Annotated in this window: 13 protein-coding genes and 1 pseudogene; 5 read left to right on the top strand and 9 right to left on the bottom strand. The window is 69.9% G+C overall.

What is annotated here, in order from left to right; genetic code table 11:
* From J7U37_RS16940 to J7U37_RS16915, 6 genes are all read right to left on the bottom strand, one after another.
* The gene (locus tag J7U37_RS16940; protein WP_247636452.1) at nucleotides 1–1407 is read right to left on the bottom strand and encodes an efflux RND transporter periplasmic adaptor subunit; all 1407 of its coding nucleotides are present in this window, start codon (nucleotides 1405–1407) and stop codon (nucleotides 1–3) included.
* Between the two features lie 143 nt (nucleotides 1408–1550).
* Nucleotides 1551–1913, bottom strand: a complete 363-nt coding sequence (locus J7U37_RS16935) for a hypothetical protein (RefSeq protein ID WP_243911113.1) — start codon at nucleotides 1911–1913, stop codon at nucleotides 1551–1553.
* A gap of 70 nt (nucleotides 1914–1983) precedes the next feature.
* The gene (locus J7U37_RS16930) at nucleotides 1984–2220 is read right to left on the bottom strand and encodes a hypothetical protein (protein WP_243911112.1); all 237 of its coding nucleotides are present in this window, start codon (nucleotides 2218–2220) and stop codon (nucleotides 1984–1986) included.
* A 116-nt stretch (nucleotides 2221–2336) separates the two neighbouring features.
* Entirely contained in the window at nucleotides 2337–3023 is a 687-nt protein-coding gene (locus J7U37_RS16925; RefSeq protein ID WP_243911111.1) for a transporter, read from the bottom strand.
* A 7-nt stretch (nucleotides 3024–3030) separates the two neighbouring features.
* Complete coding sequence (locus tag J7U37_RS16920; protein ID WP_243911110.1) at nucleotides 3031–4002, bottom strand: cation diffusion facilitator family transporter; 972 nt, start codon at nucleotides 4000–4002, stop codon at nucleotides 3031–3033.
* A 6-nt stretch (nucleotides 4003–4008) separates the two neighbouring features.
* Nucleotides 4009–6108, bottom strand: a complete 2100-nt coding sequence (locus J7U37_RS16915) for a heavy metal translocating P-type ATPase (protein ID WP_247636459.1) — start codon at nucleotides 6106–6108, stop codon at nucleotides 4009–4011.
* Between the two features lie 152 nt (nucleotides 6109–6260).
* Here J7U37_RS16915 and J7U37_RS16910 point away from each other — a divergent pair, with 152 nt between their 5' ends.
* From J7U37_RS16910 to J7U37_RS16900, 3 genes are all read left to right on the top strand, one after another.
* On the top strand, nucleotides 6261–6680 hold the full coding sequence (locus tag J7U37_RS16910) for a helix-turn-helix domain-containing protein (RefSeq protein WP_243911108.1): 420 nt from the start codon (nucleotides 6261–6263) through the stop codon (nucleotides 6678–6680).
* A 335-nt stretch (nucleotides 6681–7015) separates the two neighbouring features.
* Complete coding sequence (umuD, locus tag J7U37_RS16905) at nucleotides 7016–7444, top strand: translesion error-prone DNA polymerase V autoproteolytic subunit (protein WP_243911107.1); 429 nt, start codon at nucleotides 7016–7018, stop codon at nucleotides 7442–7444.
* Nucleotides 7441–8730 (top strand): Y-family DNA polymerase, encoded by a 1290-nt coding sequence (locus tag J7U37_RS16900; RefSeq protein ID WP_247636451.1) that lies wholly within the window; start codon nucleotides 7441–7443, stop codon nucleotides 8728–8730. The genes umuD and J7U37_RS16900 overlap by 4 nt, the downstream gene beginning before the upstream one ends.
* A 152-nt stretch (nucleotides 8731–8882) precedes the next feature.
* On the opposite strand, the pseudogene J7U37_RS16895 reads toward J7U37_RS16900, so the two are convergent.
* Nucleotides 8883–9698, bottom strand: a pseudogene (locus J7U37_RS16895) (ComEC/Rec2 family competence protein); the annotation flags it as partial.
* Between the two features lie 225 nt (nucleotides 9699–9923).
* Between J7U37_RS16895 and gltX the strand changes: the two are divergent.
* Complete coding sequence (gene gltX, locus J7U37_RS16890; RefSeq protein WP_247636450.1) at nucleotides 9924–11345, top strand: glutamate--tRNA ligase; 1422 nt, start codon at nucleotides 9924–9926, stop codon at nucleotides 11343–11345.
* 248 nt (nucleotides 11346–11593) lie between these two features.
* Nucleotides 11594–12883, top strand: a complete 1290-nt coding sequence (gltA, locus tag J7U37_RS16885) for a citrate synthase (RefSeq protein WP_056186163.1) — start codon at nucleotides 11594–11596, stop codon at nucleotides 12881–12883.
* Between the two features lie 58 nt (nucleotides 12884–12941).
* Here gltA and cmk read toward each other — a convergent pair whose 3' ends face one another.
* Nucleotides 12942–13574 carry a (d)CMP kinase gene (gene cmk / locus J7U37_RS16880; protein WP_056186166.1) on the bottom strand — a complete coding sequence of 211 codons (633 nt, stop codon included), beginning with the start codon at nucleotides 13572–13574 and terminating at the stop codon, nucleotides 12942–12944.
* Between the two features lie 5 nt (nucleotides 13575–13579).
* Nucleotides 13580–14929: a 3-phosphoshikimate 1-carboxyvinyltransferase gene (aroA, locus tag J7U37_RS16875; protein ID WP_056186602.1), complete on the bottom strand. Its 1350-nt coding sequence runs from the start codon at nucleotides 14927–14929 to the stop codon at nucleotides 13580–13582.
* Between the last annotated feature and the right edge of the window lie 9 nt (nucleotides 14930–14938).

Here is a 14938-nt window from a genome sequence, read left to right as displayed (position 1 = left end):
TCAGTGGTCGTGGTCGGCTTCGGCCTTGCCGAGTTCGGCCTTCAGGACGAAGGAGTTGGCCACCGCGACCTCGTCGCCGGGCTTGAGACCGGTGAGGATCTCGAAGGCGTCGTCGTCGGCCTTGCCGATCGTCACGTCGCGACGCTCGAACCCATCCGGGGTCCGTACGAACGCGACCTTCTCGCCCTTGATGGTCTGGATGGCGGCCTTCGGCAGCCGGACCCCGACCTTGTCCTGGGCGATCTCGACCTCGGTCGTGACGAAGGTGCCGGGCCGCCAGGCCATGTCCTTGTTCGGCAGGGCGACGATGACCCGGGCCGAGCGGGTCTCGGCGTTGAGGATCGGGCTGACGAACACGACCTTGCCCTCGCCGCGGGAGGCGTCGTCGCCCCCGACGATGGTCACCTTGGCGCCCTCCGGGACCTTCGACAGCTCGGTGGTCGGGATCGCGAGCTCGATCCACACGGAGGACAGGTCCGCGACGGTGTAGACGTCGGCCGGATCGCCCTCCTTGCCGACGGCGGTCCCGACGTCGACCTTGCGCTCGACCACCCGCCCGGAGAGGGGCGAGCGCAGTTCGTAGCGGCGCAGGCTGGACAGGTTCGGGGTGGTTTCGTCCTTCTTGGCCGAGGTCGCGACCTCGGCCGCGTTCAACCCCAGCGCCGAGAGTTTTTGGCGGGCGAGGTCCACGCGCAGGGTCGCCTCCGAGTAGGCGGCCTTCGCGTTCAGGAATGCCGATTCCGCGGAGATCCGCTTGTCCCACAGGGCCTGCTGGCGGTCGAAGTTGGTCTTCTCCAGGTCCGCCTTGACCGTCGCGGTGAGGAAGTCGCTCTTGGCCTCGGCGACCTCGCGGCTGTCGAGGACGGCCACGACCTCGCCCTTGGCGACCCCCTCGCCGAGGCGCTTGCGCATCTCTGAGACCGTGCCGACGACCCGCACGGGCACCCGGGCGATCCGGTCGGCGTCCTGGGCGATGGTGCCGGGCACGAGAAGGTGTCGCGAGAGGATACCGCCCGCGACCTTAGCCAGTGTGATGTCCTGCTCCGCGGCCTGCTCGGCCGTCATCTTGATCCTGCCCTCGCCCTCCTCGTCGTGGCCGTGGGCCTCGCCCTCCGCGTGCTTGTGGCCACCGGCCTCGGGCTTGGTTTCTCCCTCGGAGTGCCTGTGCTCGCCGGAAGGCTTGGGCTCGCCCTCGGCATGCTCATGGCCATGCTCGCCGTGACCGTGCCCATCGTCGGCTGCGGGTGTCGCCGGCTTGGTCATGGCAGCGTTCGTCGGGGGCGCCGTCCGGGGGCTCGCCAGGCCGGCGGCGGCAAGGGCGCCCTGCACGACCTCGGATACGCGGGGGAAGGCACCGCCGATCGCGATGCCGATGGCCAGGAAGGCCACGGAAAGGAATGCACGCATGGGAATGGGCCGTATCCGACCGGGACGTCGCCTATCCGCTCAAGCGGCCTCGGACTGTCCCGTACAAGGTGGTTCGCGAGGGTGAGGCGACCGGGACCCGCGAGGGGCCGGCCGAGACGCGCCACGGGCGTGGCGGCGTCGCCTCAGGCGCGAGGGGGCCTTGGGAGACGGTCCGGCGAAACGGACCCGATGGCGGTGGTCACGGTCGCGTAGGACGCGCGCCCGGTCCCGCGATGCGGCAGGGCCGGCGCCGCGTCGACGCCAAGCGCCTGGTGGCAGCCACAGTTGGCGTGGCAGGCCGGGCAGGCATCGGAATGGTCTGCAGCACCCGCCTCGGATGGGGCGGACACCGACAGTTCGTGGCTGGCCGGACGATGGGCCTCGGCGGAATGGATCGCGCCGGGGACAACGAGCGCCAGGACCAGGACGAGCGACAGCACGCGGACGGTGGCCGCCCACCAGCCGCGCATCGTCTCGTAGGCCCTGATCGGACGTCCGGGTTTCATCTCGGTCCTTATGGACGATTCACGCCCATCCGTACAACGCGGATGGTCTCGGCTTTTCGACGCCCTGGGACTAATCGTCGTCGTGATGGTGGTGGTGATGGTGGTGCCGCTCGCCGTAGAAGCCGCGCCCGTCGTAGTCCCGGCGTTCGCGATGGATCACCACGTCGTCGTGATCGCCATGCCGGTAGCGGTCGACGTGGACGTCCCGGCCCCGTTCCTCGTAACCGCCGCCGTAATACTGGGCGGACGCCGCCACGGGGGCCAGGACCAGGTTCGCCGCGACGAGGCCCATCAGACGCTTTCGCATGACACTTCCCTCGAACATCCAAGCCGTAAGAGTGGTCGTGCCGACGTGAACCGCATCTGACGCCCCCGTTCAGCAAGGGCGCCGGTGCCCCCCTCGACACGCGATACCCCCCCCGCTCATGCGATGGCTTGGTCGAGCAGGAGCAGCAGCAGGAAGCCCGCGAAGAACATGGCGGTCACCCACGGTCGGTCCTCGATCTCGTGCGCCTCGACGAGGAGCTCCTCGGTGACGAGGTACAGCAGCGCGATCAGCCCGAAGGCCAGGAACCCGGCCTGGATCGGTGCCGACAGGGTGGCGACGGGTCCGCCGAGGAGGGCCCCCACCGGCAGGAGGACGACCAGGGCCGCCGTCAGGCCGACGACCTTGCCCTTTGACGCGCCGGTGTCCCCGAATTGGGTAGCGACCGTCAGGCCGAGGAACAGGACCTCGATGGTCAGCGCGACGGTGAGCAGCATGCCGGCCTTGGCACCGGCGGCGAAGGCGATGCCGAGGACGAGCCCGTCGACGAGGATGTCGATGCCGGTGACCGCCATCAGTCCGGCGGGTCCCTTCGCCCGCTTGCCGAGGCTCTTGAACAGGAGCATCGCGAAAACGCCCAGCGCGCCGCCGATGAGGGTCGCCCAGGGCGATCCGGCGTGCTTGAGGTCTGGCAGGATCTCCCCCGCCGCAGCCGCGAAGACCACGCCGGCCGCGAAATGCTGGATCGCGCTGACCAGGACGGCGCCCGGCCGCAGGTTGACCGCGACCGCCGCGCCGACGATGGCGGCCGCGGCTGGGATCAGGGTGTAGAGCCAAGCCTGCATGTCGGGCTCAGACCACGTGGTCGGGAGCGAGGACGCAAGGGGTGTCCGCGCTCGTCTCGACCTGCAAGGTGGTGTGGCCGATGCCGAACCGTTCCTTGATCCCCGCCGCGGCTCTCATAAGGAAGGCGTCGTCGGGACGGCCTCCCGGCATGAGGAGGTGCGCCGTGAGGCAGGTCTCGGTGGTGCTCATCGCCCAGACATGGAGGTCGTGCAGGCCGGTGACCCCGGGCAGCCCTTCGAGGTGGCCGCGGACGGCGGCCGGGTCGATGCCGGGCGGTACGGCGGCGAGGGACAGCGTGAGGCTGTCGCGCAGGAGCCCCCAGGTGCTCCAGACGATGACCGCGACGATGGCGAGGCTGACCACGGGGTCGAGCCAGGTCCACCCGGTGTAGAGAATCACGAGGCCGGCGATGACCACGCCCGCCGAGACGGCGGCGTCGGCGGCCATGTGCAGGAAGGCGCCCTTGATGTTGATGTCGCCCTTGGCACCCGAGGCGAACAGCCAGGCGGTGATGCCGTTGACGAGGATGCCGACCGCCGCGACGATCATCACGGTCTTGCCGGCGACGGGTGCGGGCTCGCCGAAGCGCTGGACCGCCTCCCAGGCGATGGCGCCGACCGCGACCAGCAGGAACACCGCGTTGAAAAGGGCCGCCAGGATCGACGAGCCCTTCATCCCGTAGGTGTAGCGCGCGCTCGGGGCACGCTTGGCAAGGACCATGGCGATCCACGCCACGACGAGGCCGAGCACGTCCGAGAGGTTATGGCCGGCATCGGCCAGCAGGGCCATCGAGTTCGCCAGCACCCCGTAGGTCGCCTCGATGGCGACGAAGCCGACGTTCAGCGCGATGCCGATGGCGAACGCCTTGCCGAAGCTCGCCGGGGCGTGCGTGTGTCCCAGTCCGTGCGCATGCCCGCCATGGTCCCCGTGCCCGGTGGCGTCGTGGTCGTGGTCGTGGTCGTGGTGATCCTTTGCCATCGTGGTTCAGATCCTGGTCCGGAGAAGCCGCAGCGCGTTGGCCGTGACGAGCACGGTCGCGCCGGTGTCGGCGAGGATGGCGGGCCAGAGCCCGGTGATGCCGAGGACGGTCGTGCACAGGAGCACCGCCTTCAGGCCCAGCGCGACCACGACGTTGGCCCGGATGTTCGCCATGGTCCGCCGCGACAGGAGGATCATCCTGGAAACATCGGCGACCCGTCCGTGGAGGATGGCGGCGTCCGCCGTCTCAAGCGCGACGTCCGCGGCACCGCCCATGGCGATCCCGACGTCGGCCGCGGCCAGGGCGGGCGCATCGTTGATGCCGTCCCCGACCTTCGCCACGACCTTGCCGCCCGCCTGCATCTCGCGGACGATGCCCAGCTTGTCCTCGGGAAGGAGTTGGGCCCGGGGCGTCATGCCGAGCGTTTTCGCGATGGCACCGGCGGTCCGGCTGTTGTCCCCCGTCAGCATGACCACCTCGACGCCGAGCGAGCGGAGAGCGGCGATGCCGTCCACGGCATCGGGCCTTGGCTCGTCCCGCATCGCCACGAGCCCCGCCACGGCGGTGCCGGCGATGAGGACGGACACCGTCTTGCCCTCGTCGGTCAGGGCCGTGACGCGCGAGGCCTGCTCAGGGGTGAACGCGATGCGTTCGGCTGCCGCCTGCGCCGAACCGAGGAAGATCCCGACCCCGCCGACCACCGCGAAAATTCCCTTCCCGGCGAGGGCCTCGGCTTGGGCGGCCGGCGGGATCGGGGCAGCGACTTCCGCGGCCTTGGCCAGGATCGCGCGGGCGAGCGGATGGTTCGAGCCGCTTTCCAGGGCGGCCGCGAGGGAGAGGACCTCGCGTTCCGGTCGCCCGAAGGGGACCACGTCCGTGACCCGGGGCTTTCCCAGGGTCAGGGTCCCGGTCTTGTCGAAGGCGACCATCGTGACCGTGCCGAGGGTTTCCAGGACGGCGCCGCCCTTGATCAGGAGCCCGCGGCGGGCACCCGCCGACAGGCCTGCGGCGATGGCCGCCGGAGTGGAGATGACCAGGGCGCAGGGGCAGCCGATGAGGAGGATCGCCAGGCCCTTGTAGATCCAATCGTGCCACGGGCCGCCGAGGAGGAGCGGCGGCACCGTCGCGACCAGCACCGCGACCGCGACGACGGCCGGCGTGTAGTACCGGGAGAAGCGGTCGATGAACCGCTCGGTCGGTGCCTTGGCGTCCTGGGTTTCCTCGACGAGGCGGACGACCCGGGCGATGGTGTTGTCGCGCGCTGCCGCCGTGACCCGCACGCGCAGGACGGACCCGCCGTTGATGGTCCCCGCGAAGACCGGATCGTCCACGGACTTCCGCTTCGGCACGCTCTCGCCGGTCACGGGCGCCTCGTCGACCTCGCCGGTCCCCTCCGACACCGTTCCGTCCGCCGGGATGCGGTCGCCCGGGCGCACCATCACCGTCGATCCGACCACGAGGGTCTCCGCCGGAACCTCCTCGACGCGTCCGTCCCGCTCGACGAGGGCGGTTCGCGGAACGAGGTCGGTCAGGCCGCGGATCGAGGCGCGGGCGCGGCTTGCCGCGACGCCTTCGAGCACTTCGCCGACGAGGAACAGGAACACCACGCTCGCCGCCTCCTCGACGGCGCCGATGAAGACCGCGCCCACGGCCGCCATGGTCATGAGCATCTCGATGGAGAACGGCGTGCCGAGGCGGGCGGCCACGAGGGCCCGCCAGGCGATCGGCACGAGGCCGACCGCCATGGCCGCCAGGAAGGCGTAGGGGGCCATGGCGGGATAGGCCTGGCCGGCAAGGTACGCCGCCGCGAGCGAGCCGCCGCACGCGAGGGTGAGGCGTCCCCGCGGGCCGCGCCACCACGCCGGATCGTCCCCCTTGGATGCGGGTGCGTTCGGCTGTTCACCCGTCCCGGAAGCGGCATCGGCCACAGGGTCGGCCACGCCGAAGCCGAGTGAGGTCACGGTGGCGGCCAGCGTCGCCCGCGTGACGCCGGCGCGGTGCCGGATCGTCACCGTGCCGGCGGGGACCGAGACGGCGACGTCCTCGATCCCGTCCAGTCGGCGGACGGCGTTCTCGATCTTCGCGGCGCACGAGCCGCAATCCATTCCCGAGACGACCAGTCGGAGCGGCGGGATCGTGGGTCGGGTGGCGTCGTCCGGTGGGCCGGGGATCGCGACGTCTGGTCTGGCCATCGACGGTCTTCCTTCTGGGTCGACGACGGCTTAATTCCTCTAGTGGCTGGAGGAGCAAGCGATAAATGGAAATTACCATCGGCGAGCTATCGAAACGCACGGGCGTCCTCGCAACGACGGTGCGCTACTACGAGGATGTCGGCCTGATGCCCGCCCCGCCACGCACCGCCGGGGGGCGTCGGAGCTACGGAACGGCTCACGTGGCACGGCTGGCCTTCATCCGCCATGCGAGGCAGCTCGGCTTCGAGGTCGATGCCATCCGCGAGTTGCTCGCGCTCAACGCCCGGCCGGACCTTCCCTGCGCCGAGGTCGACGTCATCGCCCGGCGTCACCTCGCCGATGTCGACGGCCGTATCGAGCGCCTCAAAGCCCTGAGGTCCGAGCTTTCGCGCATGGTCGATGAATGCGGCCACGGCCGCGTCGGCGAGTGCCGCGTCATCGAGGTCCTATCCGACCATGGCGAATGCCTCGGGCACGACCATTAGGAGCCGCCTCGACCCCTACCCTTCCGATCCGCCCCGGGATCCGGATCATCCGAACCCGTCGTTCTCAAACCCGTGGCCTCGGTTGCCTCCTCCGCGATGGGGCGCCCACCTCCTGCGAAGCCCATGCGCCGACCGCCGCAGGGCCCCCTTGCATGGATGCGGTTCATCGTTCGACTGCCGTGCGGCCACGCACCTGGGCGACGTGGGGATGACGTTAGGGACTTATCCACAGCCGTCCACAGCGACCCGAAAAGAGCAACGGTCCGAAGCTCGGCCGCTGTACGGAACCCGTCAAATATGTTCTGCTTTTGTTCCCATATTCAAGGAGGAGCATCATGCAGGTCATCGACATCGTCATCGGTTTCCCGATGCCGGTCCCGATCCTCGCCAGGGCCGTCCGCGCCGGGTTCCCCAGCCCGGCCGACGACTTCGTCGAGGAGGAAATCGACCTTCAACGCCTGCTCGTCGTCAACCGCCCGGCCACCTTCCTGGTACGTGTCGCCGGCGACAGCATGCTGCTCGCCCACCTTCACGATGGGGATCTCGCGGTGGTGGACCGGTCGCTGACCCCGCGTACCGGCGACGTCGTCGTGGTCGACGTCGACGGCGAGCGCTCCTTCAAGGTCTGGAAGCGCCAGGGTCCCCGGGTCACGCTGCACTTCGCCAACCCGCGCTTCCCGGAGTTCCGCCTGGCGCCCGACGCCCTCGTCGAGGTCTGGGGCGTCGTCTCCGGCTCCGTGTGCGCCCGGCGCCGCTGCGAATGAACGCCCGGGCCTACGCCCTGTCCGACGGCAACTCGTTCTACTGCTCATGCGAGCGGGTCTTCGACGCACGGTTGGCGCGACTGCCCGTGATCGTGCTGTCCAACAACGATGGCTGCGCCATCGCCCGGACCAACGAGGCCAAGGCCCTCGGCATCCGGATGGGCGAGCCCTGGTTCAAGATCCGGGACATGTGCAGGGCCCGGGGCGTCCAGGTCTACTCCTCGAACTACGCCCTCTACGGAGACATGTCGGCCCGGGTGAACGCGGTCTACCGGGACTTCTCCCCACGCATCGAGATCTACTCCATCGACGAGAGTTTCCTGGACATTTCCGACGTGCGCCAGCGCGACCGCGAGACCCTCGCCCGCGACATGCGGGCGACCGTGCGGGCCTGGACGGGCATCCCTACCTGCGTCGGCATCGGCCCGACCAAGACCCTGGCCAAGCTTGCGAACCACGTGGCCAAGAAGAACCCCTTGCTCGGCGGGGTCTGCGACCTAACCGACCCCGAGCAGTACGACCACTGGATCATCCGCGTACCGGTAGCCGATATCTGGGGCGTGGGGCCGGCCAACGCCCGGCGTCTTGAGGCCTTGGGATGCGACAGCGCCGCCGACGTCCGCGACCTCGACACACGCATCGCCCGCAAGGCCATGACCGTGGTCGGCGAGCGCCTCGTCCACGAACTCCGCGGCGTGGCCTGCCTCGACCTTGAAACGCTGGCCGCGACGCGGAAGGGATGCGCCGTAACCCGGTCGTTCTCGGAGCGCGTCGAGGACCGCGCGACCATGGAGCAGGCTGTAGCGACCCACGCGGCCCGGCTCGGCGAGAAACTGCGTCGGGAGGGACTGGCGACCGATCACGTCACGGTCTTCTACCACACCTCCGAGCACGACCGCGGCAAGCCCCAGCGTTCGGTCTCGACGGTCGTCACCCTGCCCGAGGCGAGCAACGACACCCGCGTCCTGGTGAAGGCGGCGCTCCATGGCGTCGGCAGGACCTGGCGCGACGGCTTTCGCTATTCCAAGGCCGGCATCGTCACCACCGACCTCGTACCCCTCGCCGCGTCACAGCGCGCGATGCCGGGCCTGGGCCAACTCGACCGGGAGATGGGCGCCGCGCTGATGGAGGCCTTGGATGCGTGCAATCGTCGCTTCGGTCGAGGTGCCGTGGTTCCAGGGGCCGCCGGGTTCGCTCCGAAACGATCATGGTCGACCCAGTTCGAGATGCGGTCGCCTCGCTACACCACGCGGCTGGATGAGTTGCCGGTGGTTGCCGCGGCGTGACGACGATCGATGGCGGGAGGACCCGGCGCATCGCGACGATGCCTGGCGCCGGCAGGCGGGCCGAGCCCACAATGGTCTCCCGGCAAACGGACGTGGGCTGAATTTCTCGGCGAAGGTCTGGTACCGGAAGAAAGCCGGTCAGCTCGCATCTATGAGACCACGTGATAAATCCCGGCCGCGCGCAGCACGTCGTTGGTGTCGCTGTTGATCAGGCCGCGCTTGCCGGTGACCAGCGCGGCCGCCACCGCCCCCGCCTGCCCGCCATTGGCGTCGGTGATCCGTCGCGTGAGGGCGTTGCGCGCGTCGTCGACGGCGGCCGCGAGGCGGTCAGTCCACGGCGTCGGGAGGACCGGCGGCCGCCGCTCGATCGTGCCGACGAGGGAGCCGACCGCGCCGATCTGTCGGAAGAAGGCGTCGCGGGCGAAGTCGTAGCCGCCCGGGCGGGCCGCGTCCGGGGGCGGAAGCAGGCGAGCGGTCGCGGCGATCCGATCGCCCGGCTTCAGCAGGATGGCCTTGCGGTAGGAGACGCGCACGCGCCTCGGTCGCACCGCGTCGGCAAGGGTCCCGAAGCTTTCCACTCGTACGATCAGGCGTGCGCCCTCCTCCCGCTCGTCCAGCCCCTCGATGGTGCCGACCAGCGGGGCGATCGTCGTCCGGGCGAGGATCGGGCGGGCGACCTGCTGGACGCGGAACGTCGCGGCGGCAAAGCCCAGGAGGGCGGCGATGCCGGCGAGAACCAGCGCGAGCCCGACCTGACGCGCCACCAGCAGGGGCGTGAGGGCACCGAGGAGCGCTGCCGCCACGAGGGGGGCTGCGAGGGACGGCGCGCCCTGCGTCCCGAGGAAGAAGACCAGGATGCCGGCCCCGAAGGCGACCGCCAGCCAAGCGAACAGGCGACGCTGCTCGATCTCCCGGGTCCAACCGGCCCGGACCCAGTTCGCAACGAGCCGCCAGACCGCCCGGCGCACGGCGAAGCGGCGCGTCCATCGCCCCACCGCTGCAGCCGCGCGCACCTGCGCCATCGTTCACGCTTTCCGGTCGCACCGTCGGGCCGGCGACCTTAGTCCATTTCGGAAGACATCATTTCCAGGGGACGATTTCTTAACGCTGGGCGTCGCGCATGCTACACGCGCCGCTCCAGGCCGGTCGATCCGCTTCCCGCCTGTTCCACTAGGCAGTTCAAGTCCAGATTGATGTCGTCAGCCGTCGTCACGCGCTTTGCCCCCTCGCCCACGGGCTACCTGCATATCGGCGGGGCCCGTACGGCCCTGTTCAACTGGCTTTATGCGCGCCGATTCGGCGGTCGCATGCTGCTGCGCATCGAGGACACCGACCGCGAACGCTCGACTCAGGGCGCCATCGACGCGATCCTCGACGGCATGCGCTGGCTCGGCCTCGATTGGGACGGCGACGTCATCTATCAGTATGCCCGGGCCGCCCGACACCGGGAGGCGGCCGAGAGCCTGCTGGCCACCGGCAACGCCTACCGCTGCTACGCCACGCCGGAGGAGTTGACGGCGATGCGCGAGGCGGCGCGCGCCGAAGGCCGGCCATTGCGCTACGACGGCCGCTGGCGCGATCGCGATCCGTCCGACGCGCCCGCCGGGGTCAAGCCGGTGATCCGCCTGCGCGCGCCGACCGAGGGCGAAACCGTGGTCGAGGATGGCGTTCAGGGCCGCGTCGTCTGGCAGAACAAGGACCTCGACGATCTGGTCCTGCTGCGCTCGGACGGCAACCCGACCTACATGCTCGCCGTGGTGGTGGACGACCACGACATGGGCGTGACCCAGGTGATCCGGGGCGACGACCATCTCACCAACGCGGCGCGCCAGCGCCAGATCTCCGACGCCCTCGGCTGGGCGGCGCCCGCCATGGCGCATATTCCGCTGATTCACGGGGCGGACGGCGCCAAGCTCTCGAAGCGCCACGGGGCGCTGGGGGTCGATGCCTATCGCGACCTCGGCTACCTGCCGAGCGCGCTGCGCAACTACCTCGTGCGCCTCGGCTGGAGCCACGGCGACCAGGAGGTCTTCTCCACCGATGAGATGATCGCGGCCTTCGACCTGAAGGCGATCGGCCGCTCCCCGGCGCGCTTCGACTTCGCCAAGCTGGAGAACCTGAACGGTCTCTACATCCGCGGCGCGGCGGATGCGGATCTCGTCCGGTCGATCGAGGACGTGCTTCCGGCGCTCGGGCCGGCCCGCGGCATCGCGATGCCGCTGGCGCCCGCCCTGCGCGAGAAACTCCTGGTCGCGATGCCGGGCCTGAAGGAGCGGGCCAAGACCCTCGTGGAACTCCTCGACAGCGCCTATTACCTCACCGCGGCCCGGCCCCTGGTTCCCGACGAGAAGGCCAAGGGGCTCCTCGGCGACGAGGCCAGGGCGCGGCTCGCCGCCCTCGTCCCGGCCCTGGAAGCACTGCCGGACTGGAGTGCGGCGGCGACCGAGGGCGCCGTCCGGCTTTTCGCCGAGACCGAGAGCCTGAAACTCGGCCAGATCGCCCAGCCGCTCCGCGCGGCGCTGACCGGCCGCGCCACGTCGCCGCCGGTCTTCGACGTCATGGCGGTGCTCGGGCGGGAGGAATGCCTCGGCCGTCTCCGCGACCAGACGGGCTGAGGGCGATCCCGAAACGGTGACCGGACCAGGCGTTCCCCGGGCGCCGAGGCATGACAAATCGGCCTGGATTTCGCTTCGATGCCGGTGAGAGGCGGACCGTCGGTTGATGACGGTTCGCCGATCCGCTACCCCCATGCTCGTGTGAGCAAGTGCAGCATAGGCTGCAGTTGCGCCCCGGATCCGGGTGGCTGACTGCATCGCCACGCGGGCCGGCGCCGCCCCGCTGTCACGAAAGGGTCCAGGTCTCCATGAGCGCCTCCAGCACGATCACCGTGGGCGACGACCACGTCGAGCTTCCCATCAAGACCGGCACGATCGGCCCCGATGTCATCGACATCGGCAAGCTCTACGCCAAGACGGGCAAGTTCACCTTCGACCCCGGATTCACCTCGACCGCCTCCTGCGAGTCGAAGATCACCTACATCGACGGCGATGCGGGTGTTCTCCTCTATCGCGGCTATCCGATCGAGCAGATCGCCGAGAACGGCGACTTCCTCGAGACCTGCTACCTGATGCTGTTCGGCGAGTTGCCGACCCCGTCCCAGAAGGCCGATTTCGACTACCGGATCACGCGCCACACCATGGTGCACGATCAGATGAACCGCTTCTTCCAGGGCTTCCGCCGCGACGCGCACCCGATGGCAATCATGGTCGCCTGCGTCGGCGCCCTGTCGGCATTCTACCACGACTCGACCGACATCTCGGACGACCAGCAGCGCATGGTCGCGTCGATGCGGATGATCGCCAAGATGCCCACCCTGGCGGCGATGGCGTACAAATATTCGATCGGTCAGCCGTTCGTCTATCCGAAGAACGACCTCGACTACACCTCGAACTTCCTGCGGATGTGCTTCGCGGTGCCGTGCGAGGAATTCAAGGTCAATCCGATCTTCGCCCGCGCGCTGGACCGGATCTTCATCCTGCACGCCGATCACGAGCAGAACGCCTCGACCTCGACCGTGCGTCTGGCCGGCTCGTCGGGAGCCAACCCCTTCGCCTGCATCGCCGCCGGCATCGCCTGCCTGTGGGGGCCCGCCCATGGCGGCGCCAACGAGGCGGCCCTCAAGATGCTCGAGGAGATCGGCCATCCGGAGAACGTGGCCAAGTACGTCGCCAAGGCGAAGGACAAGAACGATCCGTTCCGCCTGATGGGCTTCGGCCACCGGGTGTACAAGAACTACGATCCGCGCGCCCGGATCATGCAGAAGACCACCCACGAGGTGCTGGGCCAGCTCGGCATCAAGGACGATCCGCTGCTCGAAGTCGCGGTGCAGCTCGAACAGATCGCCCTCAAGGACGATTACTTCATCGAGAAGAAGCTCTATCCGAACATCGATTTCTATTCGGGCATCACCCTCAAGGCGATGGGCTTCCCGACCTCGATGTTCACGGTCCTGTTCGCCCTCGCTCGCACCACCGGCTGGATCGCCCAGTGGGCCGAGATGATCGAGGACCCCTCGCAGAAGATCGGCCGTCCGCGCCAGCTCTATATCGGCCCGGACAAGCGCGAATACACCCCGATCGACCAGCGCGGCTGAGCCGGTCCGCCTCGCCGGACGGTAGTCCGGCGAGGGATTTGGCGTCCGTCGCGCAGGTTCAGTGCGGACGGGCGCGGTCGACCACGGCCCGCGCCGCCGCGAAAGCCTCGTCGGCGTCGAGGTCCGTGGTGTCGAGCACGACGGCGTCGGCGGCAGCCTTGAGGGGCGCCGTGGACCGCTGCGCGTCCCGTGCGTCCCGGGCCACGATATCGTCCAGGATGGCGCCGAGACTGGCCGACTCGCCCCGTCGCAGCAACTCCAGGTGACGGCGCCGGGCCCGCTCCTCGGGCGCGGCCGTGATGAACAGCTTCACCTGCGCGTTCGGGCAGACCACGGTGCCGATGTCGCGACCGTCGAGCACCGCTCCGCTGGCGTTGCCGGCGAAGCGCTGCTGCCAGGCGAGAAGCGCCGCGCGCACGGCCGGAACGGCCGAGATACGGGAGGCTGCCTCGCCCATGGCACGCTCGCGCAGGCGCGGGTCCGCGAGGCGGTCGGCGATCAGGCTGGAGGCGGCGCGCGCCGCGGCCTGATGGTCGTCCAGGTTGCGGCCCGCATCGATCACCGTCAGGGCGACCGCCCGGTACAGCAGGCCGGTATCGAGATGCGGCAGGCCGTAATGCTCGGCCAGGCGCTTGGCGAGGGTGCCCTTGCCCGAAGCGGCCGGGCCGTCGATCGCGATCACCATCGACATCGCGCTCAACCTTCGATCCGGCCGCCGAGGTCCTGCATCGTCGGCAGGAAGCTCGGGAAACTCGTGGCGATCATCGCGCCGTCATCCACGGTCACGGGCTCGCGGGTGGCGAGCCCCATCACCAGGAACGCCATGGCGATGCGGTGGTCGAGATGGGTCGCCACCGTGCCGCCGCCGCGCGCCGGCTCACCGGTGCCATGGACGATCAGATCGTCGCCCTCGACGAGATAGGCGACGCCGTTGGCGCTGAGGCCGTCCGCCACCGCGGCGAGGCGGTCGGATTCCTTGACGCGGAGTTCATGGAGCCCCTGCATCCGGGTTGTGCCCTCGGCAAAGGCGGCCGCCACCGCCAGCACCGGATATTCGTCGATCATCGCCGGCGCCCGCTCGGGGGGGACATCGACGCCCCGCAGGCGGCTCGCCCGCACCCGCAGGTCCGCCACGGTCTCGCCCCCCTCCTCCCGCTCGCGCAGGCGCTCGATATCGGCGCCCATCTCCAGCAGGGTGGTGATCAGCCCGATTCGCAGCGGGTTCATCATCACGCCCTCCAGCGTCACCTCGGAGCCGGGCACGATCAGGGCCGCCACCAGCGGGAAGGCCGCCGAGGACGGATCGGCCGGCACGATCACCTTGGTGCCGCGCAGGGTCGGCTGGCCCGTGAGGGCGATCGCGCGGCCATGGCCCTCGGGACCGTGCGGCGTGACGGTGACCTCGGCTCCGAACAGGCGCAGCATGCGCTCGGTATGATCGCGGGTGGCCGCCGCCTCGATCACCGTGGTGATGCCCGGCGCGTTCAGCCCGGCGAGCAGCACCGCCGACTTGATCTGCGCCGAAGCCACGGGGGTCTCGTAGGTGATCGGGATCGCCTCGCGAGGGCCCCGCAGGGTCAGGGGCACGCGGCCGCCCGCCTCCTCGCTCACCACCTCGGCGCCCATGCGGACGAGCGGGTCCAGGATGCGGCGCATCGGCCGCTTGCGCAGGGAGGCATCGCCGTCGAACGTCGCCGTCACCGGCTGGCCGCCGACGACACCCATCATCAACCGGGAGCCGGTGCCGGCATTCCCGAAATCCAGGACTTCCTCGGGATCGGACATGCCCCCGAGGCCGACCCCGCGCACGCGCCAGAGCCCGTCGCCGACGCGCTCGACGTCGGCGCCCAGGGCTTTGGCGGCGGCGGCGGTCCTCAGGACGTCGTCGCCCTCGAGCAGGCCCCGAACGTTGGTCTCGCCGATGCTGAGCAGGCCCAGGATCATCGCCCGGTGCGAGATCGACTTGTCGCCGGGCGGTCGCAGGCCGCCCTTCAGGGGCAGGCCCGCATGGGCGGTCAGCGGCTGGGGCTCGGAATCATGGGACACGGGCAACGA

Origin of the sequence: Methylobacterium sp. 37f (assembly GCF_023093475.1) — a bacterium.
GTDB lineage: Bacteria > Pseudomonadota > Alphaproteobacteria > Rhizobiales > Beijerinckiaceae > Methylobacterium.
The sequence above is the reverse complement of the archived record's forward strand: the minus strand, read 5'-3'. Positions and strand labels throughout refer to the sequence as shown.

What these genes read in the sequence shown, in the direction of transcription:
- J7U37_RS16925 (WP_243911111.1), bottom strand. Translation starts at nt 3,023, where the DNA reads ATGCAGGCTTGGCTCTACACCCTGATCCCAGCCGCGGCCGCCATCGTC.
- J7U37_RS16915 (WP_247636459.1), bottom strand. Translation starts at nt 6,108, where the DNA reads ATGGATTGCGGCTCGTGCGCCGCGAAGATCGAGAACGCCGTCCGCCGA.
- J7U37_RS16920 (WP_243911110.1), bottom strand. Translation starts at nt 4,002, where the DNA reads ATGGCAAAGGATCACCACGACCACGACCACGACCACGACGCCACCGGG.
- J7U37_RS16930 (WP_243911112.1), bottom strand. Translation starts at nt 2,220, where the DNA reads ATGCGAAAGCGTCTGATGGGCCTCGTCGCGGCGAACCTGGTCCTGGCC.
- J7U37_RS16935 (WP_243911113.1), bottom strand. Translation starts at nt 1,913, where the DNA reads ATGAAACCCGGACGTCCGATCAGGGCCTACGAGACGATGCGCGGCTGG.
- cmk (WP_056186166.1), bottom strand. Translation starts at nt 13,574, where the DNA reads ATGTCGATGGTGATCGCGATCGACGGCCCGGCCGCTTCGGGCAAGGGC.
- J7U37_RS16900 (WP_247636451.1), top strand. Translation starts at nt 7,441, where the DNA reads ATGAACGCCCGGGCCTACGCCCTGTCCGACGGCAACTCGTTCTACTGC.
- J7U37_RS16940 (WP_247636452.1), bottom strand. Translation starts at nt 1,407, where the DNA reads ATGCGTGCATTCCTTTCCGTGGCCTTCCTGGCCATCGGCATCGCGATC.
- gltX (WP_247636450.1), top strand. Translation starts at nt 9,924, where the DNA reads ATGTCGTCAGCCGTCGTCACGCGCTTTGCCCCCTCGCCCACGGGCTAC.
- gltA (WP_056186163.1), top strand. Translation starts at nt 11,594, where the DNA reads ATGAGCGCCTCCAGCACGATCACCGTGGGCGACGACCACGTCGAGCTT.
- umuD (WP_243911107.1), top strand. Translation starts at nt 7,016, where the DNA reads ATGCAGGTCATCGACATCGTCATCGGTTTCCCGATGCCGGTCCCGATC.
- J7U37_RS16910 (WP_243911108.1), top strand. Translation starts at nt 6,261, where the DNA reads ATGGAAATTACCATCGGCGAGCTATCGAAACGCACGGGCGTCCTCGCA.